We start from the raw sequence: 24187 nt of genomic DNA, 5'->3' as shown, positions 1-24187 counted from the left end.
GCAGGCGCGCAGCCACCTGGGCTGCAGGCAACAGGCCACTCTCAGTCAGGGAGAGCACGTGACTGAACGGCCGCACAGCATGCATGGGAGCGAGTAACGAATGGACACCGCCTGCATCTGAGAAGTCCGCCGCGATCACGTGGTCGGCCAACTCGGCCATCCGTGGGATTTGCCCGCCCCGAGCATGCACGAATACCGTCTCCGCTCCGAGGCTACGGGCCGTGGACAGCAGCCGTGGAGTACCGGCGAAAATCGCCAGTCTGGGTCGTTGACCACGGTTCATCGGGGCCTCCTGATCGTGAGCGCGATTTCGGCCGGTCGGTAGCGAGATCGTCCCATGGACTCATGAAACGATCCGCTCGGTTCCTCCTGATGCGTCTCACACAGACGAGGCGACACCAAGGAGTCCCTGCTCCGTCGAATCGGTGCGGGCGGTGGCCGAGGGGGGTGCCGACGGTCCCCCGCCTTGGTCATGGCATCCGCAATCGTGGCGCCCCTCGGGGTGTGATGACGCTCGTCATCGAGCTGCGGCGCGGGGTCTCAACCGCTCGAACGGGACGGAGGTCAGGACCGCGTCCCGCAGCAGGGGCACTTGAGCGGATAGTCGTCGATGGCGAACTCTGGGCGGCCCTGGAAACCCCGGGCCGACGCCGGCTGCCCACCCTGGCTGACGTCGATCCTCATGGGGAGACCGTGCTGCGCGGTGAGGCAGTGGACCGCATGGTGCGGGAGCTGGAAGGTTCGGATCTTGCTCCGCTGAGAGGCGCCGAGAGCCAGGCCATCTCGACGCTACTGGCCTGGGGCCTGCGCTGCCGCGCGGACGGAGACCTGCGCAGTGCCTTCTCTGACGATTGGTCCGCCACTCTCCGATCATCTGATCTTTGGTCCCAGGCGATCACCGAGCAGTGGTACCGGACCGGCATGGGGGCGCCGACAAGGTGATGGGACAGTAATTCAATGGACAAGAAGTGGCTGCCGCTGACCCTCGTGCTCGGCGCCGCCGGGGTAGCCGTCGTGACGGCGAGTCTCTGGCCCGACGGCGAGGAGGAGCCGCCGCTGCCGCAGACCCTGTGTCACGGTGCGCTCAGCCGGGAGACGGCGGGACTGATCGACGACGGCAGGGGAGGCGAGGTCAGCACGGACGAGTGGGAGAGCAAGGGCAAGACCACTGACTTCGCGGTGTTCAAGGGATGTTCCGTGCTGCGCGCCAACAGGGACAACGACTATCCCCGAGGCGTCTACAAACTGCTCATCGAAGACACCCCGAGCGCCCCATACAACAAGAAGGGCTCCGTCCCTCTCGGTCCCGGGTACACCGGCTGGGCACTCCCCGACCGGGCTGAGGTCACACTGCCCATAGGCTGCGCCGCCCGCATGGGCTCGACCGCCCCGTACATCACAGCGTCACTCGAGGTGCCCTCCCAAGATGAGGAGCGCCTGGCCAAGCGGAAGGAGAAGAGACCCGTTGACCCGGACACCGCGACGCGCAACAACGCGACCGTGATACGAGAAGTGGCCACCAGGCTGGCCAAACGGTACAACTGCGCCGCCTGACCGCCCCCCCGACCGCCCAGTCCGCCCGCCGCCCTGCTTCACCACGGTAGCGGGGGATTTGGGCGCGCTGACGCACAAGACCGTCACCCTTCCGGTCGGCGGCTGTGCCTCCGGCGCGCTGACGGCGTGTACCGGGAAGATTCCGACTGCGCCGCCGACACCAGCTCAGACGGCCCGGCGCGGCCCCGGGGGCACACCCCTCGGCCCTCCCGCCTCAACCGAAACAGCGTGCCCGTCGCCTGCCGGTCAGACCCTCGCAGTACGCCACCCGACCCCGCCGACATGTAGGGAAAACACCGTCCGTGCACGAGATCGTCCACACCGACCTGGGCGAGGTCGGTCCCACCGCTCCCCGGGCGGCCGTGGGACCACACCACGACACTCTCTCAGGCAACCGCCACAAAAGGCCAGGTCAGACGCATCTAAAGTGCGCTTACACGCTGCAACAGCGGGCCAGTACCGCACGGCGCGCGGCTAGTACCGCACGGAAAACCGCCGCAAAATCCACGTTTCCCCAGGTCAGAACGATTCTGCCTGGGGATGCTGGGTGGGGCGGGTGGGACTCGAACCCAAAAGCGTGACGCCTCTCACCTGCAGCTTTACCGAAGGTCCCGATTCGTCCATCCGTTTCGATCCAGTTGCGCCCTCCTCGATCTCACTCCATTCGGGCGTGGTGCAGCGTTCGCTGCACCACGATCCCGGCGACTCACAGGGCTCACAACTCTGAGCACCTCTCTGTCCTGACCTCGCCGAAGCGGCAATCCTTCGGTCAGCATGGCGCAGCCGAACAACGGGCGGGCGCGGCTCGAAATAACAGCGCCCACAGTCACGCTCCGTCACGAGCGGCCACCAACGGAGGCACCGAGCCGATGAACGGAATAACAGTTCCGCGACCAAGATCATTTCGGGCAGAGGGCCGGGGCGCCGAAGACGTAGGTCCCAACACTGAAGTCAGCAACGATCCGCAACTTGCCGCCGAGCGCCTTGGCATAGGGACGTCCTGTCACCATATTTCGCATCTCGAGGGGACCTCACCCCGCGGTGCGGCATCCTCTGGTCACCGTCCTGGCTCTTAACCGCTTGCGCGGTCCTCCCGATCGGGCCATGCAGAACAGTCACCCGTCAGTCACTCGGCAGCGAGCTTTTGGCCAGGCACCAGCTGTCGCCTGAGCAATACCGTTCCGTATGTTTATCGGCAACGATCACACTGACGGGGGAGGGGCCATGGCCTGGGACGAGTGGAGGCAGATCAAGAACGATGTGGCCGCCCAGCGCACGGACTCGATGCGACTGAACCAGCTCGCCCCGGCGGCAGGGGGCGGCGGCGCCCCGGATCTCGCCTCGAACCCGGAAAAGAAGCAGGCGGCGGCGAAGGCCATCAACGATGACCTGGAACCCGACGTCGAGAGGGACGGCAAGCACGCCGCCGAGAGCGTGAAAGCGGTGGTCAAGGAGCTCGGTGCCAGGGACGGGTACGGCTGGGACACGTCGGGTGCGTTGAAGAAGGCGCACAGGACGTGGGAGCAGCAGGTCAAAGCACTGCTGGGTCGACTGGCGTCGGAGAAGCACTCCCTGAGCAAAACGGGCATCGACTTCCGGAACGACGACATCGGCATCGGCTCGCAACTGGCTCCGCCGTCCCCGATCGACGACTACTGACCAGCCGACCGACCGCTCCGGGGGATGCGTGCCGACCTATCACGAAGTGATGAGCAGCGACCTGTCCAAACTCACCGACGCCGCCGACAAGTGGGGTGAGATGGCAGGCAAGTTCAAGACGATCGAGGAGCAGTACGAACGAGATGTCCATGGCGTCTCACTCGGTCCGTCATGGGTCGGCCAGAGCGCCGACGCCGCGAACTACAGGTTCACCGTGACACTCAGGGAGCTGCAGGGGGCTCAGAAGGAGGCCAAGGCGATTGCGTCCATCCTGCGGGATTCACACACCCAGCTCGCCGCCCTCCGCGGCAGGGTGAACACCGTGCGCACCGACGCGATCAAGGACGGCATGCGAGTCTCCGACCAGGGCGTCGTTTCGTTCGATACCGAACAGCTCAGCCAGAGTGCACGCAGTGCGTACGTACATGACCCCGGCTACCAGGAAAGTGTGCGCGCGCAGGTGACCCGGTGGGGCGATCTCCTGGACCAAGCGGTCCAGGCGGTCACTGACGCCGACGACGGCATCAGGCTCGCCCTCGCAGCCTCCGTGGTCGACTCCGACATCATGGACGGGACCATGAACGGCTTCAACAGAAGCCCTGTGAAGAGTCCTTATCCCTCCCTGGAGGAAGCCGGCAAGGCCGCCAACATGCCGAAGGGGAGGGCCGCCGTGGCGGAGTGGTGGCGTGATCTCGATCCGGTGACCCGCGGCATCCTGCTGCGGGAGCGCGGCAACGACCTTCGAGAAGCAGGGATCATGGCCCCGCTGTACGAGTGGAGACCGGCCGACGCCGGCTCGGGAGCATTCGACACGGAGGATCCCACCGCTCACGACCTCTGGGTCCTGACGCAGGCTCAAGCGATCGCCGCAGGCGGCGATGTCACAGGAGAGGTCGCGGCATCCCGCAACATGCAGCACTACCTCAGCGGCACCGGCGAGCCGCTCGACCTCGACGTCGACCGCATCCTGCACGACGATTCCGGGTTCCGGACCGACGTCGGCACGCTCCACATCACCGAGAACCAGGACGCATGGCGTCAGAAGGCCCTCGACGAGTTCGAGAGGGCCGGCGGCGACAGGACGGTCGTCGTTCCCGTGGAGAGCCAGGCGATCGGGCGGACCTTCGGGGAGGACGAATGGTTCCACGCGGTCGGGTCGCACCAGCAGAACGTATCGGGCATGGTCACCGTCAGTCCGGGTGACGGCGGCAAGCCACAGGTCTCGCTCGACTACCAGGTCAACGTGTGGGACCGGTACAACTGGGACTCCGGAAAATCGACGACGTTCCCCGGGGGCGTCACCATTCCCGACGACGACATGGGGCGACTGCACAAGGTGGGCTTCGCCCAGGAATTCGACATGCGCGGTAGCAGCAGCACCTACACCCAGGATCTGAACAGTGGCTCAGCCCTCGGGGTGACACCGGCGGACCCTGGGCGCGAAGGGTCCCGCGGGGACGTCTCGCGCGGCGACGAGGAGAACCGGTGAACGACCGATCTGCCCTGCGGCCACGGCTGCTCGCGGCCCTCGGGGCCGCCCTGCTGCTCACCTCCTGTTCGAGTGCCGGCGGGGATGAACACCGGACGACGGACGGGCGTGCCTCGCACTGGGAAAAGGACATGGGCGCCCCGGAGGCATCGGCGTTCATGAAGGTGGCGGTGCCCGAGAGCGCGACGGAGGTGAAGGGCGCCGTGCAGATCAACCCGCAGGAGGACATCTACCTGCTCTCCTTCGTGACCGACGAGAAGACCGCGGTACGAGTGGCGGAGGATCTGCGTCCCGAGAAGCCCCTGCGCGCCAGGAACCAGGATCTCCCGTCCCCCACGGAGCTCTTCGGACACCTCGGCCTCGCCGAGCCTCAGAGCGAGAAGGGCGTCCGCTGGGCCGGGGGCTGTCCGCCCTGCGTGGGGGACAGCCGCCGGAGCGAGGTCCAGTGGATCGAGATCCACATCCTCGAACTGGGCGCCGGCACAACCCGGGTGTACCTGCAGGCGTTCTGACTGACCGGGAGACACCTGCGCCGCTCCGGAGCCCGGGACCTGGCGGCCGGCTCGCGTGGGCCTTCCTGGTCCTCGCCAGCGAGGACGAGCAACTCCTGCTGCTGGGCACTGTCACTCCCCAGCAGTACGCGGGTGGTCACGCCGGCGGCGGCTTCAAGCGCAGCGACCTGGCGCGTGGACAGGTCACCGCCCACGAGAACTGGCATCGGTATAAGGACAGCGGCTGCTGCCCGTCGGGGGCAGTCATCGTCTGGCGGGTGGGCGACGACAGCACCCTTGAGGCGGGGACACCACCCGTCGCTGCCTGAAACCCGCGCCCAGAGGGCACCGCGCCAGCGCATCCACCCCTCGATGAAGGTGCGGCGCGCTCCCCGGCGCCGGACTACGCGCCTGGGACATCGGGCCCGCCGGCACCCCGCCGCCTTGCCTGACGAAGCGACCCCCGGTCCGATCCGACTCATCCCAGTGTCTGACGCCCTCAGCCACATGCTGACCACAAGCATCCAGTGTTGTTCGGACTCCAGCGACTGCCGGAGCATGTGCCTCGGGAGACGCGGTCTCACATCGACCAGCAGCCGTGGGACCGTAGACCACCCATCCCACGGAGAAGGCGTCAAAACCCCAGGTCACGGATGCCCGGAAGATCACGAGGACGCAGAACGCTGCACGTTCGCTGCACCGTTGCGGAGCCCGCAGGTCCCCAGAAAGCGCATTTCCCCAGGTCAGAACGATTCTGCCTGGGGATGCTGGTGGGGCGGGTGGGACTCGAACCCAAAAGCGTGACGCCTCTCACCTGCGGAAACGCCACAGAGGCGGACATTCACATCCTGCTGGATCCCGCTGTATCCGGCTCGATCCCCGTCAGCCGCACGGCGGTGCGGTACGTACCGCACGGCTACACGCGGCCCCGGTGCTGCACGCAGAGGGAGAAGATCTGCCCGGCATATCCGCGAGCAGGCAGCCAATCGCGCCACTCACCCGCAGTGCATGCCGCTGGCTCCGTCCCCCCTCTCCTTGCCCTGTGCAGTCACACTCCGTGGCGGAGTGGGTGCACAGACAGTGGCACATGAAATCCGCTGGCGGCTCATCGTGCGCCTGTCGCAGGCAACGATATTCCCGCGATGTCCATCGCCTCGATGTAACGGGTGAGTGCGTCGCGGTTCTGCTCCAGGAAAGCGATCCGCTCGGTCATCTTGTCGCGCTGCGCGAGCAACATCTCGCGCAGCTTTGGATCCGGATCGATTACTACGATCTCCGGGCCCTGGTTGAGACAGGGCAGCATGTCGCCGATGATGCGCGTAGGGACGCCCGCGTCGAGCAGTCCGCGGATCTTGTGTACGCGGTCGACGAGGTACTCGTCGTACTCGCGGTACCCGTTTCCGAGACGGTGCGGTGTGATGAGCCCTTGCTCTTCGTAGTACCGGAGCATCCGGGTGGGGACTCCGGTCTTCTTGGCCAACTCCCCGATGCGCATGACTCCTCCTCATCGAGATGGGCGCCGATGCCACCGCGTCCGGTCTGCTGCGCACCTCAGGGTCCCGCTGCCGGGCCGTGTCCGTGGGTCGGCCGCGAGCATGACTGCAAAAGCTCCCATTTGACATTAACATGGGTGTGAAGGTTGGAGCATGCGTCCCATGACGCAGACAACCGCACCATCCGTGGCGCCGGCGGCGATGAGGCACACACTCGCGGGCTTCGCGACGGGCTTGTCCGTCGTCGCCGCCGAGATCGACGGACGACTCGTCGGCATGCCGGTCAACTCGCTCGCCTCGGTGTCGCTGGATCCTCCACTCGTGTCCCTGGCATTCGCGGACACGTCGACGACATGGCCCATCCTGCGCAGCGCGCCGCACTGGGGCATCAGCGTTCTCGGTGAAGCGCAGGCACAGATGCTCCAGGACCTCCGGCGGCCCGCCGCTGAACGTTTCGGCGGTATCGAGATGAACATCGACGACGGTGCCGCGTACGTCCCGGGCGCCCTCGCGACGATCACCGTCACTCCCCACACAGCCGTGGAGGCCGGTGACCACACGCTCGTACTACTCGACGTGCAAGACCTGCACAGAGACGAGACGCAACGTCCGCTGGTGTTTTTCGACAGCACGACCCACACGCTCTCCCGCTGAAAGGAACGCCCGCATGGCAGGCAAGAAAATGATCCTCGGCATGGCACTGACCGACGGCTACGGCAACCTCGCCGGAGCCTGGCGCGCACCTCATGTCGACGCCGACAACTACGCCAGGATCGAGGCGAACATCCGCTACGCGCAGGCCGCCGAGCGAGGAGGATTCACGTTCCTGTTCACCCCGGACTTCCCCGCCGTGCGCGGGGACGTCGAGCGCTCGACGCTCAGCAACATCATGGATCCGATGATGCAGTTGGCCGCCATCTCGCAGGCCACCTCCCGGATCGGCTTCGTCGCGACAGGTTCCACCACCTTCCAGGAGCCGTTCAACACCGCACGCCAGTTCAAGGCTCTCGACGTGATGAGCCACGGCCGCGCCGGATGGAACGCCGTCACGACGAGCGATCCGGCCGTGTCAGCGAACTACGGCAGACCCGCCGTGGAGCGCGCCGTGCGGTACCAGCGGGCGCATGAGTCGATCCAGGTCGTCGAGGCGCTCTGGGGCAGCTGGCAGGAGGACGCCTGGATCAAGGACCAGACCTCCGGCCGCTTCATCGACGCCTCGAAGCTCCGGCCCATCAACCTGGAAGGCGAGTACGTCGCCTCGCGCGGGCCCCTCGCGATCCCGCCATCCGAGCAGGGCCAGCCGGTGATCTTCACCTCCGGGGGGCCCAGCCCCCACCTGCTCCAGCTCGCCGGCCGTTACGCGAGCGGCTTCATCGCCGAGGTGTGGACGATCGAGGAGGCCCGCGCACAGCGGGAGATGGTGCGCAACGCCGCGCGGGAGGCCGGACGCGACCCCGACGACATCAAGTACTTCGCGGGGCTGATGACGACGGTCGCCCCGACGGTGCGCGAGGGCCTCGACCACCGCCTCGCCCTGGCCGGCGACGTCATCGAGGCGCGCCTGCCGCACCTCGGCGCGCTGCTGGGACTGCACATCGAGCCGAGCCGGTACGACGAGCCCCTCACACCCGAGCAGCTGGCCGCCGCCCACGCCTCTCCGATGGATCCACGTTCCGGGATCGCCTTGGACGTCGCGCGCCGGGGCTGGTCGCCGCGCGACATCCTCGCCCACGGCGTGATCGACTACCACCCCACGACCGTCGGCCCCGCCAAGGTGCACGCCGACCACCTGCAGGAGTGGTTCGAGGCGGGTGCCGCCGACGGGTTCTGGATCTCCCCCGACATCTACGAGGACGGCGTCGACGCATTCGTCGACGAGGTCGTGCCCCTTCTACGTGCACGCGGTGTCTACCCGGAGCACTACGTCGGCGCAACGCTGCGTGAGAACCTCGGCGTGCCCAGGCAGTACGGTCCCGACCCCCGCGTCACGAAGGGTCGGGTGGGGTGACGACTGGCCCCTTGTCGGGCCCGTGCCGGAGCGGCCGTCTCGGAACGCCGCTACGGCCCCTTCACCTCATCCGCAGGACAGCGTAGGGCGGCGGCCTTGATCGACTGGGCGAGCGATCGCCCCTGAGCCGCCGACCTCCATGATCGCGTCGGCTCCCTGCCCGCCGGTGAGTCGGCGGACTTCGTCGCTCACTCCGGGGTGTTGCTGCGGAAGGTGACGACATCGCCGGCACCGATTTAGCGCAACCGCACCGTCTCCCTCTCGCTGGAGGTGGAGGCGACGACCCGTGCGCCGGCGGTGAGGGCGAGCTGGGGCCCGCACAGGAAGACGCCGCCCCCGCCTTTGGACCGGGGGCCGTGTCCCTCGGGCCGACTCCTTTCAGCGCCGACTACGGGTCGGTGGTCGGCGCCGGATCGGCCAGTTCGCTGTGGCCGCTGCCAAGGAGCACGCGGCGGGCCCGGCCGGGGTTTTCAGTGATCGTAGACGGCGATGAGGCGGCCGACGACTCCGCCCTTGCGCAGGCGCTCCAGTCCCTCGGGGATCTCGTTCGGTGTGATCCGGTTGAGCGGGGGGTCGAGTTCCCCGCTGCGCATGAGTTCGTAGAGCTCGCTGAGGTCCTGCTGGGTGCCGGACAGAGAGCCGAGGATGCGCAGCTGCTTGAAGATGAGGGCCTGGGTGTTCACCGTGGCCTGCGAGCGGCCGAGGCCGACCTGCACCAGGGTTCCGCCCTTGGCGAGGGTCTCGACCGCCTGGGCGGTGGTGGTTCCGAATCCCGCGTAGTCCACGATCAGCGGCAGGTCCTTGTCGGCGAACTCGGTGATCGACTCGGCGACGCCCGCCAGACCGAGCTCAGCGGCCTGTTCCCGCGTGGAGGGGTCGATGTCGGCGGCGTAGACCTCTGCTCCCTTGAGGACGGCGACGCGTGCACCGATGTAGCCGAGGCCGCCGAGGCCGATCACTCCGACCCGCATGCCCTTCTTCAGGCCGCCGGCGGTGACCATGGCGTGGTAAGAGGTAATGCCCGCGTCGGTCGCCATCGCGCCCAGTTCGAAGGGGAGCTCGTCGGGCAGGCGGACGAGGTTGACGCTGGTGGCCCGGACCTTGGGGCCGTAGCCTCCGTCCCAGGCGCCGTAGCCGATGGCGTCGCCGTCGGGCATCAAGGGCGCGAGCCCGACGCGATCGCCGACCTTCCAGTGCTCCATCCCGGGGCCGACCTCGCTGATCACACCGGCGTTCTCGTGCCCGAGCGTCATGGGGATGCGCGGGAACGACGCCATCCACTGCGGGTCCTCAAGCGTGCTGACGTCGGAGTGGCACAGGCCGGCGGCCTTGATGTCGACAACTACCTCGCCCGGCCCGGCATGCGGGGCTTCCACCTCGTCCAGGGTGAGCGGCCGGCCGGTTCCGTGGAATCGCCACGACTTCATGGGTCTCACGTGTCCTTTTCTGCAGCGGACGCGCATGGCCGGCGGATCGCCCGCCACTCGTGCCGTATCGGATATGTCTTGCGGTGTTCGAATGCGGTTGCGGGGCGGCCGGGGCCGTACGCCCCGGCCGCCCGGGGGCCGGGCCGCCACCCCTGCTGCCGGGCGCGCGTGTTCCGCGCCGGCGAGCGGGGGGGTGGTGCCGGTGTCAGCGGTGGGCGGCGCGGTTCATCTCGACGACGTCCTCGCGGGTGAAGGTGTCGCCCAGGGCGGCGAAGCGCTCCATCACGGTGTCGCGGACGTGGGCGTCCTTTTCGCGGTCGGCGGCGGCCAGGGCCGCGGGCAGCTCGTCGAGGGTCAGTTCGGTGCAGTAGGCGGGGCCATTGGGCTGCTGGCGCCAGGAGTCGGCGAGCACACCCGCGTCGTAGGGGTCGAAGCCGGTGTCTTCCACGAGCTGCATGGCGATCTGCCGCGCCTTGTCGGAGTCGCCCGCGACAGGGATGGCGATGCGGCCCGGCGTCCCGGCCGGCACGCCCATGGTGCGCTGGGTCTCGGCCAGGGCGGCGTTCCACGCCTTGACCACCGGGCGGCCCAGCAGTTCTGCGTTGCGCACGCTCTCCACCCGGCCGTTCTCAACGTCCTCGATGCGGCCGTTGAGGAACGGGTAGTAGTTGGAGGTGTCGATGACGACCGTCTCCTCGGATGCGTGGGCGAGTACGCCGGCCAGTTCCGGGACGCGGTCGAAGGGGATGGACATGATGATCACGTCCCTGCCCTGCACGGCGTCGTCCAGGTCCACGGCGCGGGCGCCGGTTTCCAGTACCTCGGCCGGAACGGCCTCGGGTCCCCGGGCGTCGGCGACCTGTACGTCGTGGCCCGCCGCACTGAGCTTGCGGGCCAGGTTGCCACCAATGGCACCTGCGCCAATAACGGTGATGCTCATGAAGACCACGAGGTGGGTCACTTTTGATCCGCCGTCAGAGGGTCACGATTCACCCGTCGCCGACAGCTGGCGATCAACCCGGCCAGCAAGGTTTCGTCGTTCACCCGGGCACCCTAGGCCTGATCCGCACGCGGCACTGCACCGGCAGTCCCGGGCATCGCAGTCAGCGACGATCCCCGGCCCCTTTGACGATCAACCGTACGAATCCCGCCAGGCAGGTCAGGACAGCAGCGCCTGCGGCAAGTGGTTCGGCCAGCCTCGGATAGGCAAACGTGAGGCAGACGATGGCGCCGGCGGTGAGCAGTCCCACCGCCATGGCCAGCAGTAGCAGGCACGTGCGCAGCTCGCGGTAATCAGCGTTCCTGGCCATGAGTGAATCCCTCTCCTTCGTTTCGAGCGCTCGCCCCCGGGCGGGGGCGGGCCAGCCGGTCGGCCACGGTCTGCCGCGCGGGGCCGGTTCTTCGCCCATTGCAGCGGACTGCTAGCACAGGGAGCGGACGAAGGTGGGGGGTCTCTAAAACAGGCCTGGCGGTGTGGGTGGTCGCCAGTACGGTCACAGGGTGGACAGCGCAAAGGTGCCCAGCCGGGCAGACCAGCAACTCATCGATCACGCCCGCGAGCATGGATTCGCGGTGACGAGCAAGCAGTTGTCTGGGTGGAGGCGTCACGGGCTACTCCCGGCAAACGCGCACGGTGGAGGGCTCGGTCGCGGGCAGGGCAGTACCTCGCAGCCAGTGGCCGCCAGCTTCGCCCTGGTGCTCGGTCTCGCCCGGTTGTCCGGGCGAGGAAAACGGCCGTCGGACGTGGCGCTGCTCTTGTTCGGCGAGGGCCTGCCGGTGCCGGAACCGGCGGCCCGGGCAGCCTTCCAGGCCGCCGCCGACAGCGTCTGCCTTCCGGGCGGTGCCGAGCCCGGTGGTCATGTCGACGAGCATCTGGACGCCGTCGACTCCTACATCGACCGCGGCGGTCAGGTTGTGGTCATGGTGCCCGCGCGAGCGCGCCGGGTGGACGAGCAGATCGTCGCGTTCTTCGAATCAGCCGGTGTCCCCTGGCCGCCGACGGAACTTGCCCAATTGGACGAGAATCTGAGCGCTGAGCGCATGTCGCCGCAGGGCGCCACACTGTTCGCCGTTGATGCCCTGCTAACGGGGAGCGCCCCTCTGCCCCGTATCGGCGCGCTGCTGCGAGGGATGTCGCCCGGCCTGGAGGTGAACCCGATCGCGTCTCTCGTGGAGACCACAGTGCGCGACGTGCCGCACTCCCCCGTCCTGGGCCCCGACGGCAGCCTGACGATGCTAACCGGCGACGTTCGCCGCGCCCTCCACGAACTAGCGGCAACAGCCTCAACAGAGGACCTCCGCGCCGCCTGGCACGCTGCCCGGGATGTGCGCGCATGGGCGCTGGATTTGTGCGCGCGGGTGGAAGCAGAACTTGCCGCCCGGGTGCCCGGCGACGCCACCATGGAGTGGTGGATCAGCAGGCAGCTGCCGGCCGGGCTCTCTCTCCTGGACGAACTGCGCACCCAGAGAGAAAGAGCCGCCGCTACCGCCCTGTCAGCTCTTGGCCTGCTTCTCCAGCGCGAACAGTTCGCCGAGCTCGACCGGGTACAGCCGGGCTGCCAATGGGACCTCGCCCAGGCACCGGGCTTTCTGCCACCGCCCGCCCGCGTCTTCCTCGCTCTGCCCTCTGCCGCACCAGCCTGCCTCGGACAAGCCGCACACCAGATAGAGGGAACGGTCTGCACCTTCCCGGCCCAGACTTTCGAACGGCGAGCATGAACCTGAACAATCCCGCCCCTGTCCGCACCACGGCAGAAAAATTCCCTGATGCCGCCCACGTACCCTCCTCCTCCGATCTGTGGATCACACCCCACGTGCTGGCACACGCCCTCTTCGTCTCGGGCAGAGCGCCGGGGCACCGACACCGGCACGGGAGGTCCTCGACCTATGAGTTCATCCATCGAATCGCGGCCATGCCCGCCTACCTCCGTTGGACCCGCAAGGGCATCAAGCGCACCGACCTCGCACTCGAACTGGACCCCACTGAAAAGGGCATGCTGTCCTACACCCTGGGACAGGCCATGTGCCAGGTCTTCGCGGAACATCTCCTGTCCCTCCGATTCTTCATGCACGTCTCCCGCTATGCCGACACTTACGGACTAACTTTCCCCCCAGGGCAGAGCCGGGCAGACTTCTTCGGCCCGCGGTACTCCGGAACCTGGGTCGTCGCCGAAGCCAAGGGCCGCTCAGGCCGCCTCGACAAGGAGACCCGTCAGGCGATGGAGGCGCAGAAAAGAACAGTCAAGACCGTGTCCGGCCAGGTGCCGGAAATCTCCTACGCGTCCGCGGTCGACTTTCCCTCCAAGGGCGGCGCCATGCGCCTCACGGCAATCGACCCGGAAGAAGCCGAGCCCGGCGCCGTCGACCTGCCTGTCAACCTCGATCAGTTCGCGCTGGCCTACTACACCCCGTTCCTGGACGCCTTCGCCCACCAGCAGCCCCAACTCCTTGGCGACTATGTCGTGGTGGGCTTCGAATCCGTCAGGGTCACACTGGGATTGTTGGCCCCAGTCCTGCAACGGATCGAGCGGGCCGTGCACCTCGAAGACACAAGCGGACTGTACGGCGACGTCACCCGCCTACTCGACCGCTACACCACCCGCTTCACACGCGAAACCACCACGCTCTATGCCGACGGCACCCTTTTCGCTGCCGACTGGAACCACCGCCCCGACCTGCTGCGCCGCGAAAGCCCCCAGCCAGATGCCGAGCAAATGCAGAGACTGCATGAGTTCTACCGGATGGTGGATGTGCAGGACGACCCAAGCCGTGATGAATGGATGCGCGAGGAGGACTGGAACTGGCGGAGCCTGTCGCTGGCTACGGGTGCTCTGCCGGGAATCTTCCCGCCCGTGGACGTTACCGAGTAACGAGGCAATCCCGGCCGCGTGCTGCGTGGTCGCACCGGAGCGCGCCACCTTCTGACTTACTCGGAAGCACGGCCGCCCCTACTTTCCTCTCGATCTGCTCCAATCTCCAGCTAGCGCTGGGAACATGACAGGCACTGCCTCCAAAATCATAGGATTCTCGACGCCCCGCAATCGCCTGCCGACGCCTCATGCCGACCGCGCCCGCTCTTGGCCAACTCCGCCGGAAGCCCTCGGCCGGAGGAGATCCCAGGCGTCCTGGGACAGCTCCGCTCGCATGTGCGAGGATTCTGCAGTTGGCGTCACCCGATCGAAGAATCAGAGGCTGCAGGATGCAGTTACCCGTGATCCCGGTAGTGGTTGGCATCGGCACGACGGTCGTCAATTTGGTCGGCAACAAGATCATCGAGCGCCACGCCAAGAACCGGATTGCTGACCAGCAGGCGCACCACGACAACGAGTACGAGAAGCATTTCCAGGTCGCGAACTTCACAATTGCAGAGTTGCAGAGTCTCGGATACAAGCAGCAGGCAGCGCTCGACGACGTGTTGCCTCGAATGAAGGCCTTCGCAGAACGCAACAAGCGACAGTTGCGGATAGTTGCGCGCGAGGTCGTCGAAGCCGGCGAAGCGCCCACGAATCGTGAGATCGACGCATCCCCAGACGTCTCAGGCCCCAGCGCCGCCCCGAGCGCATCGGCTGGTTTCGGCGCGGCCGTTGCTGGCACTGCACTGAGCGGCGCGACCTACGCGGTCGTGTCCAAGTTCGCCACCGCCTCCACAGGTACCGCGAACAGCACCCTGAGCGGAGCGGCTTTAAGAAGTGCCACCCTCGCGGCAATCGGAGGCGGGGCCAAGGCAGCTGGCGGCGGTGGCATTGCCGCCGGGGTGCTCAGGCTCAACGTCATCACTGCAATCCCAGCGGCTGCGCTGACCGTCGGGTTGATGATCAAGTCAAAGTCCGATGCCGACAAGCTCTTTGCGAAGTACGAGGCGGACGTCAAGAAAGCTATCGCCACCTACAATCACCGCAACACGCTTCTTCGCGGCGTGGACAGACGAGTGGGTGAGCTGCGAGACGTGCTCGCCGGACTTTCTTCTCAGGCGAGCGAGGCCCTTCGCCACCTGGAGGCGACAGAGCGCGAGCCTGGCGGGTTTGACCTCGACAACGACGACCATGCCCACCGGCTCCAAACGGCACTCCTGGTTACGAAGGGCGTGGGCGATATTGCCACCGCGACTGTGGTGAGTCCGGATCTGACGTTTAACTCGAACGGTGAGTATCTGGTGGTCAAATACCGCAACTACAACCTGGAGCATGCAAATGGTTGACGTTCGTAAGGCCACAGGCTCCCTCGACACCGCCACACAAGCGAACGCTGTTCAATTCCTGTTCGCAATTGTCGACGTCGCTAAAGGTGTCGACGCCAACATCACCGAGCGCGCTCGAATCGCCGCAGATCGCGACAGAGAGGTCGCCAGAATTCGCGCCGCGAGCAAGGGGTTGCGGGACTATCTAGACCGCGTTTTCGAGGAGCGTCGAGAACTCCACCGAAAGTTCTTCACCAGGCTGGACAAGGCCATCGAGGATAGCGACCCCGTAACCATTCAGGCTTGCGTCACCGGGATCGTAGAAGTCGCCAAGCACTCGCCGCTCAATGACATCATGGAACTTCGCTCTGTCTGGGCAGACCCAAACGCGGCGATCGAGATTTAAAGGGCGAAACTCGTGCACGATGCATCACCAGGGCCTCGGCGAAGTGGTGGGTTGCCTGGTTCGCCGAGGCCCTGCACCGACCCCGTACGGCCTGACCAAGGGCCTTACGGATCGGCTGTCAGCAACTTGGCTCCCGCTTCATCGCCCACCTCGAATCCTGGATCGCCACGACGGACTTGACTTCTGCTGGAGCCGAAGTTCCTGAGTCACGCGCTTCATCGGAGTCTCTGCCAGGCTCGGCAGCATCGACCACACTCGACAGCTGAGGTACTGGGTCTCCTCATAGACGGAAAGGCTCGTTGTGCTGCGGCATCGCCCCGCGCAACGAGTCGGACAGCCAGTTCGATCCGACCCTTTCGAAGATGCCGAGGGCCAGCGTTGACGGCGAAACTGGCCCTCCGCCCTGCTCCTTCAGGTGGGCGGCCAGGCGCGCGACGATGCTATGGATAGTGCCGTCGGGCAGAGCCGCGCTCAACGCGGGGTGCGGCTTCGCGGGCGGTAAGGGTGCCGCACCGGGGTCCGCCTGTTCGTGACTTGTTGTCATGACCGGCAAACGTAGAGCCACTTCGGGCACCCACCCCTGAGGAAAACTCAGGGCTGAGTAACGCTCAGGGTCTGCATATGCCTATGTCTCGGGTCGCTTGACGCTACGCAGCGGCCTTGCCCGCCTGAGGGCGGGCGCCCAAGGTCTGACCCAGTGCCCGTTCGACAGAAATCAGGATGACCACCCGCTCGGGGTCCGGGGCCGGCGTGCGACCGTATCGCTTTCCGTAACGGGCCACCGCGTCTTCGACCACAGCCTCGTCGGTGCACACCTCCGCGACCCCTTCGAGCGTGGCCCACCGGCCGCCGTCGACCTGGCACACGGCTACGCGGGCTTCGCCCCCACTCGCGAGAATGTTGACGACTTTACGACTCGATTTGCGCGTGATAACTCGGGCCACGCCAGCGGCGGCGTCCACCGTCACACCGACCGGCACAACATGCGGTCGCCCGTTAGGCCGCAGCGTGGTCAGCATGCACAGGTGGTACTCGCTCCAGAACTCCAGGTAGTTGTCCGGCTGGGTGGATATCGCGTTCGACATGGCTGAAAGCGTAAACGCCACAGTTGCCCGAACTGCCCTAGAGTGACCGTCGCCACACCCCTTCCGATTTGCCATTTTGTCCACTTCGCGGGTGTTTGCGTGAGCGCCAGGCTCACCGAAAGTCTCAGGTTGATAACGGAGTCATCAATCAACTCGCGTAAGTTGATCCGTTCACGCCAGACCTTAAAACAGCAGTTCAAAGCCCCGTACGGGATTCAACAAGGTTATTTTAGGTCGCTTTGACTGGTCGAAGTTACCTGCCACCTACACGAATCGATCATGACTTTTAGGCCATGTCTTGTCGGATGCTTCACGTACTGTCCAACGAGGTTCCCGAGAGCTCCGCGGGGCAGCCCCGCTCGGGGCGTCAGGGCGCGTTCGCGTACGTGACGTCCGAGCAGACGGCGAGCCCTGGATGTCTGACATCCCTCCCCCTGCGAGGGGGGTCAGTGGGGGCGCAGGTGCAGCCGACTGCGGTCGTTTCCGGCGCCGGGAACCGGACGTCATCGACCTGGGCGCGGTGTCGCCTGGCTCGGTGGAGCCATCACAGCCGGTTGAAGGGATTACTCAGTGTGGTCGGGTAAGAGCGGTCGGGACGCGGCGGTGCCCAAGGTCCCCGCTCCAGACGGAGTCGGCCGCCGACGCCTCGGGCGCTGGCGTACAGCCGCGGCCCGGACGGTGGAGAAGGATCTGCACCGGCTGATTCGACGTGAGCTGCAAGATCTCGGGGTCACTGCCCCGCTCGACGTTCACGACCTCTGCGAGAAGCTGAGTCGACGGCGTGGGCGCCCTCTGTTTCTGCGCGCAGCTCCACTGCCCAAGCCCGGCCCCTCGGGCATGTGGGCGGAGTACGACACCTACGACGTGATCCTGTACCAGCAGGAGACGACCGACCTGCACCAGGACGGGATCATCCTGCACGAGGTCGGGCACATCCTCGTAGCAGAGAACGAGAAGGCAGCCGAGAACGCCGCCCGCGAGGTGGCCACGGAGACGCCGGATGCCGCTACCGACGATGACGCGGCGGCCGTAGACGTGGAGGGGTGGGCCGCCATGCTGCCAGTCTTCGGGACTGAGGCGGTCAAGCGTGTCGCTCAGCGTTGCTCGTACGACGACGGCGAGGAGTGCTCCGTCGAACTCGTGGCCACGATCATCCTGGAGTGGTCGGCGTTGCTCGCAAGCTCTACTCCTCCGGCCGATGACCCCGCTCTGCGACGGGTCGAGGCGGCTCTTGGCGACCGGCGAGGATGGCTGTAACTCGTGGAACTCCTGCTCCTGGGGCTCCTGGCCGCGCTGGTCTGGAAGCTCTACCAGTGGAAGCGAAGCCCGCATGACGCACCTCTTCGCTCAGTCACCCTCTGCCTGCTCTGCGCTGCGCTCTCGTACCCCGTAGCGATGCCCGGCGGCGCGTCCGGCGTCGACACTGTCGCCGGCCATGGGACGGCGAAGCTGATCCAGAACGTGCTGTTGCTCCTGACGGTCTACTTCCTCATGTGCTTCTACCTCTACTCGGCCGCTGACGAAGAAGCGGGGCGTCGCCGGGCACGCAGGGAAGCCGTGCTCGTCGGGATTGTCGCAGTCGCGATCACCGTGGCTGCGGTGTCGGTGCCACACGAGGTCTTCGCCGGCAGCTTCAGCACAGCCGACATGACGATTCCCCAGATCGCCTTCTTCTACGGCGGCGCTGGCCTCTACCTCATGTATGCCCTCGGCATGGCGTTCCGGTGGACTCGCCGATACGCCCGCATGTCCCGACGCCCGCACTCCACGGGGCTCTGGATGACCGCCGTCGGTCTGGGAGCGATGGCCGTAGCGTGCGCGATTCGAGCCGTCATCGTCGCCGTTCGCTCAGCAGACGTGGACGTGCCACATCCCCTGATGGCGGCCGTGGCCTTCCTCTTGGTCGCATCAATCCTGCTGTTCGCCGCGGGTGTCACCTACTCCGGAGCCCGAGCGCGAATTTCCTCCCTACGACTCTGGCTTCAGCACCGGCGTGATCACCGTCGCTTGGCACCCCTGTGGGAATTGCTGGCGGAGGCGTATCCGGACAACGTGCTGAGTCCGGCATCCTCTGCTCCACTGGACCGATGGCGGGCCCGTGGCGTGCACCGGCGCTACCACCGCCGCATCGTGGAGTGCCGCGATGGCTTGGTGGACATCAGCCCGTACCTGCTGGACGAGGGTGACGACAGCACAGTCCTCAACATCGACTCCGCCGAGCTCGCCGCCCGGCTCCGCCGGGCCTCCGCTCGAATCGAGAAGGGGGTACCCGCGCCTCGCCGCGCGGTCCCGCTCGCGATGGCGCTGGGGAGCGACCGCGAGTCGGATGTGAAACAACTGATTGCGGTATCCGACGAACTGCGCGCAGCCGCATGACCTCGCGAGATCAAGGAGTCACGATGCTGATTACCGGTGGACGAGTGCTCGTCGACTCGGGGACCTACCTGGAAGACGGCGCCGTTCTCATCGACGGCGAGTCGATCTCTGCCGTGGGACCGCGCAAGGAGATCGAGGAGCGGGCCGGGACCGGCGTGCCTCGATTCGAGTTCGGCGGAACCGTGCTGCCGGGGCTCATCGACGCGCACGTTCACCTGGCCTTCGATGGCGGGCCTGATCCGGTATCCACCCTCCAGGGCTCGACGGATGAAGCCCTGTTCGAGGACATGCGGCGCCGTAGCGAACAGCTCCTGCGCAGTGGCGTCACCACCGCCCGCGATCTCGGCGACCGCAGCGGACTGGCGCTTCGTCTGGCTGCGGAAATCAGCGATCGGCGTACACCAGGACCGAGGATCATCTCCGCGGGCACCCCGGCGACCACCGTGGGCGGACACTGCCACTTCCTCGGCGGCGAAGTCTCCTGCGAGACCGAGATCCGCGAGCTCGTACGGCGCAACCTCGCGGCCGGGGCCGGCGTCATCAAGGCGATGGTCACCGGTGGCGGCCTCACGAAGGACGGCCCCCGGAGCCACCAATCGCAGTTCACGCCGGAGGAACTGGCCGCCCTTGTGGAGGAAGCTCACAACGCGGGCGTGCCTGTCGCGGCCCATGCGCACGGTGCCGACGGCATCGCCTCAGCCGTAGAGGCTGGCGTCGACACCATCGAGCACTGCACTTGGATGTCGAGCGATGGCCTGGACTTCCGGCCCGACGTGGTTCAGCAGATCATCGCGAAGGACATCACCGTCTGCCCGGCCGTAAGCCCGCACTGGCAGATGCTCCCGCGCTTCTTCGGCGAGGAGCGCGCCAACGCGATGTTCGACCTGGTGCGGCAGATGGCCGACGCCGGAGTCCGCCTGATCGCGGGGACAGATGCAGGCGTGCAGCGTGCCGGCTTCGATGGGCTTGCTCAGGCCCTGTCGTTCTACTCGCACCTGGGGCTGTCGAACGCCTCGATCATCGACATGGCGACGTCGCAAGCGGCTGCTGCCCTGGGCCTGGGCGAGATCACAGGGAAGGTCGCTCCCGGCTACCGAGCGGATCTCCTCCTGGTGGACGATGACCCGCTCGCGGATCTCTCCGCACTGAGCGGAGTCCGGGCCGTGTTCACCTCCGGTCTGCACCACGAGCCGAACGGCACGGGGCAGTAGGCACTGAATCGCCTTGGGTTTGGCTTGTCAGCGGAGGCATCTGGCAATCCGTACTCACCTACGCGGCGAGCGCGGTCGGCTGCGTGGTGCGCTGGAGCTCCATGAAGACGATGTTCAGGTCGTCGATCTGCTCCGGGGAGAAGAGGTCGTCCGGGCCGCCTGGTGCACGGTCCAGGAAGGCGCTGCCCGGCTCATACAGATCGCCCAACGCCAGCACGCCCTGGCTGGAAACCACGTCGATGATCAGTGACACGAAGTCCAGCTGGGTCGCACCGAAGTTCTTGCCGATGACGAAGCTTTCGAACGCCCGCTGGGCGGCCTGGCTGTCCAGCCCGTGCAGCTTGCGGACGAACAAGCCCAGGCCGCCCTGGGAGCGCACCTCTTCGAGGTCCTCGGGCGAGGCGACCGCCTCGGCGAGGAAGACCTCCTCCAGGGCCGCCAGGTCGTCCGTGGTGATCTGCTCGTTGTGGCGGAGCTTGCGGACGGCCGGCTGGTCCTCGTGGCGCAGCAGGTACGCGCGGGCCTTCTGACGGAACCGTTCCTCGTCGGTACCGGTCGGGAAGCCCTTGAGCTCGGCTTCGGCGACCACGGCTTCGTCATCGGTGAAGTCGGTGAAGACGATGTTGCGTTTGACCTTGTCGTCGACGAGCCGGGCGAGGCCCCGCAGCCTGCGGCGCATCTCCTCCAGCATCGGCAGGGTGGCGTCGTTCCACCAGTCGTCACCGGCGAGGGCTTCGAGGAGTTCCACCTGTTCCGCGACGGCCGGGATATTGGTCTTGGTGAGCAGGTCCTCGACGATGCCCTGGACCTTTCCCCGCAGCGCCGCGTACTCCTTGGTGCCTTCGATCGCCGCGAGCTGGAGGCTGTAGGCGGTCAGGTCGAAACGCTTGGCCTCCTCGCCATTCTCGGTCTCCTCCGGCCGGTGCTCGGTGGGGAGCGAGAGCAGGCGTTCGCGGAGTACGGCCTCGGCGTCGTCGTCGATCCGGTGCCAGTTCTTGAAATCGCTGTAGGTCTCGATGTCGCGGCGGTGGGGGCGGACCAGGAAGTTGTCCAGGTTCATGCCGGTGACGGTCTCGTGGAGGCGGTGGGCGAAGGCCCAGCGGATTTCGGCCTCGGTGGCGATGGCGTCCGGGCCCCCGTCCCGACTCGTGTCCGGCTGCTGGCGGCGGTCGAGGGAACGGACCAGGTCGAGCTGGCGTTGCAGCAGCTTCTCGGCGAGCGAGGTGCCCTTACGGCCCTCGGTGCCGGCGAGCTCACTGTTGAAGAAGTCGATGTTCCCGCAGAAGTCGAAGACGTAGAAATTCTGCTTGTTGTGGTCCCGGTTGGTCTCATCGGGGCCGTAGAGCTTCTCCCGCAGACGGGTGCCGCGGCCGATCATCTGCCAGAACTTGGTCCGGGAGTAGACCGGCTTGGCGAACACGAGGTTCACCACCTCGGGCACGTCGATGCCGGTGTCGAGCATGTCGACGGAGATGGCGATGTCGGGCTGCCGGTCAGAGTTGGAGAAGTCGTCGATGAGGGACTGGGCGTACGTCTCCTTGTACGTGATCACGCGCGCCGTGTGTCCGGCCCCCTGTGGGTAGTTGAGGTCGAAGCGGTCCGCGATGAAGCGGGCGTGGTCGTTGTTCTTCGCGAAGACGATCGTCTTGCCGAGCCGGTCGCCGCCCGCCACCCGGTGGCCCCGGGTCATCAGGACTTCGAGCATCTTGTCGACGGTGTTCTCGTTGAAGACGAATTTGTTCATTTCGTCACGGCTCACCGCGTCCGGGACCTGGCCGTCCTCGGTCCACTCCTTGGAGTCCCACTCGGCCTTCTCCTCCTCGGAGAGGTCCGCATAGCGGATGCCGCGCTCCATGAACTTCAGCGTCACCTTGACCGCCTTCGGCGGCACCAGGTGGCCCTCCCCCACGGCTTCGTCCAGGCCGTAGGAGTCGGTGGGGACGCCATCCTCCAGTTGGAAGAGCTTGTACGTGTTGCGGTCGATGTCGTCCTTGGGGGTGGCCGTCAGGCCGAGCAGCAGCGAGTCGAAGTAGCGGAAGATCTCGCCGTACTTGTCGTAGACCGAGCGGTGGGCCTCGTCGATGACGATCAGGTCGAAGTAGCCGGGGCCGAAGCGGCGGCGGCCCGCCGCGTCGGTGGTGTCGATCTGCTTCATCATCGTCTGGTAGGTGGAGACGAAGACGTGCGCCGAGGCGGCCTTGTCGTCGAGGAGGCTGGCGACCGGGGTGTTCGGCAGATGCTCGGTGAACGCCTTCTTGGCCTGGGTGACCAGGGCCTGGCGGTCGGCGAGGAACAGTACGCGCTGAGCCCAGCCAGCCTTCTTCAGCTGGTCGACGAGGGCCACGGTGGTGCGGGTCTTGCCGGTGCCGGTCGCCATGACGAGGAGCGCCTGGCGCTGGCGGTCCCGTTCGTACGCTTCGCCGACGCGCTTGATGGCGCGGAGCTGATAGGGGCGTCCGGCTATGTTCGTGTTGACCGGGGTGGTGTTCAGGGAAAGGCGGCCGGCGCGCTGGCGGAGGTGCCAGTGGAGCTGGTCGTGGGTGAGGAAGCCCTGGATCTTGCGGGGCGGGTAGCCGAGGCCGTCGTCCCAGAGGTAGGTCTCGTAGCCGTTGGTGTAGAAGATCACCGGGCGGCGGTTGAACTCGGCCTGGAGGGCGTCGGCGTACAGCTTGGCCTGCTGCTGGCCGTCGCGGGGGTCGCGGCGGGTGCGCTTGGCCTCGACGACGGCGAGGGGCTTGCCGTCCTCGCCCCACAGGACGTAGTCGACGAAGCCCTTGCCGGAGTCGGTCTGCATGCCGGTGACCGGGCGTTCGACGGTGAGCTTGCCCGCCGGGTCGGCCGCTCCGGCCGGTGCCGGGTCCCAGCCGGCCTCCTTCAGGAGGAGGTCGATGAAGGTGTCGCGGGTCGCCTTCTCGTCGTAGTCGTGGGTGTCCTGGACCTTCTGGTTGGCTGCCTTCGCGGCGGCGACCTCGGCCTGGAGAGCGGCGAGCTTCGCGGCGAGGGCGTTGTTCTCCTCGTGAGCCTTGGCTATCGCCTCGGCCTGCTGCTGGTAGCGCCGCTGGTCCTCTTCCGCCTGCTTGCGGAGCTCCGCTTGCTTCTGGAGGCGGGCCTCGGCGGAGAGTGGGCGGGGGATCGCGGTGGAGTCGAACTCCATGCCTGCGGTGGGGAGTTCGTGAGCCTTGCCGGTGTAGGTGCGGGCGAACCAGTACAGCGAGTGGAACAGCTCACGCAGGCTGGCGACGGCGGCCTGCGACGGTACGGGGGTCTGCTTGTGGACCGCCTGGTTTCCCTGGCGGCGGATGATGTCCATCTTCGCGTTCACGGTGGGGCCGACGAGCGTCCGGAACGACGGCTCGTGGAGCATCGCGTTCAGGTCCATCTTGTACGGGGCCTTGAGCGAGCTGTCCTTCTCGTACATCCAGTGCACGGCCAGCTCGATCGCCCGGCGGGCGTAGAAGCAGGCGGCTCGGGGGTCGGAGTAGGTGAAGCGCTCGGCGCGGGTGGCTTCCTCGTAGAGGGCGGGCCACTCGGCCCGGAGGAAGCCGAAGTTTCCGGCGGGGCGGGCGAGGTTCCGGGCGGCGGCCTCCTCAGGAGACCGGTTCGTCTTCGGCGGGTCGGGGGTGGGGCGCGGCCCCGGCCTGGGCGGGCTCGCCTCGCCGCCGTGCTCGCCGGTGCCGTCGGTCTCTCGGTTGCTGGCCATGGTGAAGGCGCCCCTCTCCCCTGTTGCGGTGTCGCTTGTCGCTGTACGCGTGTGGCTTACGTGGTGCGGCAGGACCGACCGCGCCCGGAGCCTCCCCAGACCGGGCGCGGTC

Annotated in this window: 19 protein-coding genes and 1 pseudogene; 13 read left to right on the top strand and 7 right to left on the bottom strand. The window is 66.8% G+C overall.

The features are described 5' to 3' along the window. Position 1: 1 nt before the first annotated feature. Positions 2-283 (bottom strand): annotated as a pseudogene (locus ABZ441_RS12300) (hypothetical protein); the annotation flags it as partial. A 674-nt stretch (positions 284-957) separates the two neighbouring features. On the opposite strand from ABZ441_RS12300, the gene ABZ441_RS12295 reads away from it, so the two are divergent. The 4 genes from ABZ441_RS12295 (at position 958) to ABZ441_RS12280 (ending at position 5214) form a co-directional block, all read left to right on the top strand. Further along, a complete protein-coding gene (locus ABZ441_RS12295) occupies positions 958-1554 on the top strand; it encodes a hypothetical protein (RefSeq protein WP_358971558.1) in 597 nt (198 codons plus the stop codon). A gap of 1224 nt (positions 1555-2778) precedes the next feature. Continuing rightward, entirely contained in the window at positions 2779-3213 is a 435-nt protein-coding gene (locus ABZ441_RS12290) for a hypothetical protein (RefSeq protein WP_358971555.1), read from the top strand. Between the two features lie 49 nt (positions 3214-3262). After that, a complete protein-coding gene (locus ABZ441_RS12285) occupies positions 3263-4702 on the top strand; it encodes a hypothetical protein (protein WP_358971553.1) in 1440 nt (479 codons plus the stop codon). Then, positions 4699-5214, top strand: a complete 516-nt coding sequence (locus tag ABZ441_RS12280; protein ID WP_358971551.1) for a hypothetical protein — start codon at positions 4699-4701, stop codon at positions 5212-5214. Before ABZ441_RS12285 ends, ABZ441_RS12280 begins: the two co-directional genes overlap by 4 nt. A gap of 1084 nt (positions 5215-6298) precedes the next feature. Here the strand turns inward: ABZ441_RS12280 and ABZ441_RS12275 are convergent. Next, positions 6299-6688 (bottom strand): MerR family transcriptional regulator, encoded by a 390-nt coding sequence (locus ABZ441_RS12275; RefSeq protein WP_358971548.1) that lies wholly within the window; start codon positions 6686-6688, stop codon positions 6299-6301. 160 nt (positions 6689-6848) lie between these two features. Here ABZ441_RS12275 and ABZ441_RS12270 point away from each other — a divergent pair, with 160 nt between their 5' ends. Both ABZ441_RS12270 and ABZ441_RS12265 read left to right on the top strand, forming a co-directional pair. Beyond that, the gene (locus ABZ441_RS12270) at positions 6849-7340 is read left to right on the top strand and encodes a flavin reductase family protein (RefSeq protein ID WP_358971545.1); all 492 of its coding nucleotides are present in this window, start codon (positions 6849-6851) and stop codon (positions 7338-7340) included. 13 nt (positions 7341-7353) lie between these two features. Then, positions 7354-8694 carry an NtaA/DmoA family FMN-dependent monooxygenase gene (locus ABZ441_RS12265; protein WP_358971542.1) on the top strand — a complete coding sequence of 447 codons (1341 nt, stop codon included), beginning with the start codon at positions 7354-7356 and terminating at the stop codon, positions 8692-8694. A gap of 470 nt (positions 8695-9164) precedes the next feature. Here the strand turns inward: ABZ441_RS12265 and ABZ441_RS12260 are convergent, their stop codons facing one another. The 3 genes from ABZ441_RS12260 to ABZ441_RS12250 all read right to left on the bottom strand — a co-directional run bounded on the left by ABZ441_RS12260 (position 9165) and on the right by ABZ441_RS12250 (position 11431). Further along, a complete protein-coding gene (locus ABZ441_RS12260; RefSeq protein ID WP_358971539.1) occupies positions 9165-10121 on the bottom strand; it encodes a zinc-binding dehydrogenase in 957 nt (318 codons plus the stop codon). A 205-nt stretch (positions 10122-10326) separates the two neighbouring features. Beyond that, positions 10327-11082, bottom strand: coding sequence for an NAD(P)-binding domain-containing protein (locus ABZ441_RS12255; protein ID WP_358971536.1), 756 nt, complete (start codon positions 11080-11082; stop codon positions 10327-10329). Between the two features lie 142 nt (positions 11083-11224). Next, positions 11225-11431: a hypothetical protein gene (locus ABZ441_RS12250; RefSeq protein WP_358971533.1), complete on the bottom strand. Its 207-nt coding sequence runs from the start codon at positions 11429-11431 to the stop codon at positions 11225-11227. 190 nt (positions 11432-11621) lie between these two features. On the opposite strand from ABZ441_RS12250, the gene ABZ441_RS12245 reads away from it, so the two are divergent. From ABZ441_RS12245 to ABZ441_RS12230, 4 genes are all read left to right on the top strand, one after another. Further along, positions 11622-12839, top strand: coding sequence for a hypothetical protein (locus tag ABZ441_RS12245; RefSeq protein WP_358971530.1), 1218 nt, complete (start codon positions 11622-11624; stop codon positions 12837-12839). After that, positions 12836-13990 carry a hypothetical protein gene (locus ABZ441_RS12240; protein ID WP_358971527.1) on the top strand — a complete coding sequence of 385 codons (1155 nt, stop codon included), beginning with the start codon at positions 12836-12838 and terminating at the stop codon, positions 13988-13990. The genes ABZ441_RS12245 and ABZ441_RS12240 overlap by 4 nt, the downstream gene beginning before the upstream one ends. Positions 13991-14331: 341 nt before the next feature. After that, positions 14332-15318 (top strand): hypothetical protein, encoded by a 987-nt coding sequence (locus ABZ441_RS12235; RefSeq protein ID WP_358971524.1) that lies wholly within the window; start codon positions 14332-14334, stop codon positions 15316-15318. Beyond that, the gene (locus tag ABZ441_RS12230; RefSeq protein WP_358971521.1) at positions 15305-15703 is read left to right on the top strand and encodes a hypothetical protein; all 399 of its coding nucleotides are present in this window, start codon (positions 15305-15307) and stop codon (positions 15701-15703) included. The genes ABZ441_RS12235 and ABZ441_RS12230 overlap by 14 nt, the downstream gene beginning before the upstream one ends. 647 nt (positions 15704-16350) lie before the next feature. On the opposite strand, the gene ABZ441_RS12225 is transcribed toward ABZ441_RS12230, so the two are convergent. Continuing rightward, positions 16351-16788 (bottom strand): PPOX class F420-dependent oxidoreductase, encoded by a 438-nt coding sequence (locus tag ABZ441_RS12225; RefSeq protein WP_358971519.1) that lies wholly within the window; start codon positions 16786-16788, stop codon positions 16351-16353. A 603-nt stretch (positions 16789-17391) separates the two neighbouring features. Here ABZ441_RS12225 and ABZ441_RS12220 point away from each other — a divergent pair. The 3 genes from ABZ441_RS12220 to ABZ441_RS12210 are packed head-to-tail and all read left to right on the top strand — an operon-like array spanning position 17392 to position 20375. Then, a complete protein-coding gene (locus ABZ441_RS12220; RefSeq protein WP_358971516.1) occupies positions 17392-18045 on the top strand; it encodes a hypothetical protein in 654 nt (217 codons plus the stop codon). A gap of 3 nt (positions 18046-18048) precedes the next feature. Then, positions 18049-19164, top strand: coding sequence for an MAB_1171c family putative transporter (locus ABZ441_RS12215; RefSeq protein ID WP_358971514.1), 1116 nt, complete (start codon positions 18049-18051; stop codon positions 19162-19164). Between the two features lie 23 nt (positions 19165-19187). Further along, the gene (locus ABZ441_RS12210) at positions 19188-20375 is read left to right on the top strand and encodes an amidohydrolase family protein (RefSeq protein WP_358971512.1); all 1188 of its coding nucleotides are present in this window, start codon (positions 19188-19190) and stop codon (positions 20373-20375) included. 58 nt (positions 20376-20433) lie between these two features. On the opposite strand, the gene ABZ441_RS12205 is transcribed toward ABZ441_RS12210, so the two are convergent. Then, positions 20434-24075 carry a DEAD/DEAH box helicase family protein gene (locus tag ABZ441_RS12205; protein WP_358971509.1) on the bottom strand — a complete coding sequence of 1214 codons (3642 nt, stop codon included), beginning with the start codon at positions 24073-24075 and terminating at the stop codon, positions 20434-20436. Positions 24076-24187: the final 112 nt, after the last annotated feature.

Source organism: Streptomyces sp. NPDC005752, assembly GCF_040630715.1.
Taxonomy (GTDB): Bacteria; Actinomycetota; Actinomycetes; order Streptomycetales; family Streptomycetaceae; genus Streptomyces.
This window is presented reverse-complemented; position numbering and strand designations above follow the sequence as displayed.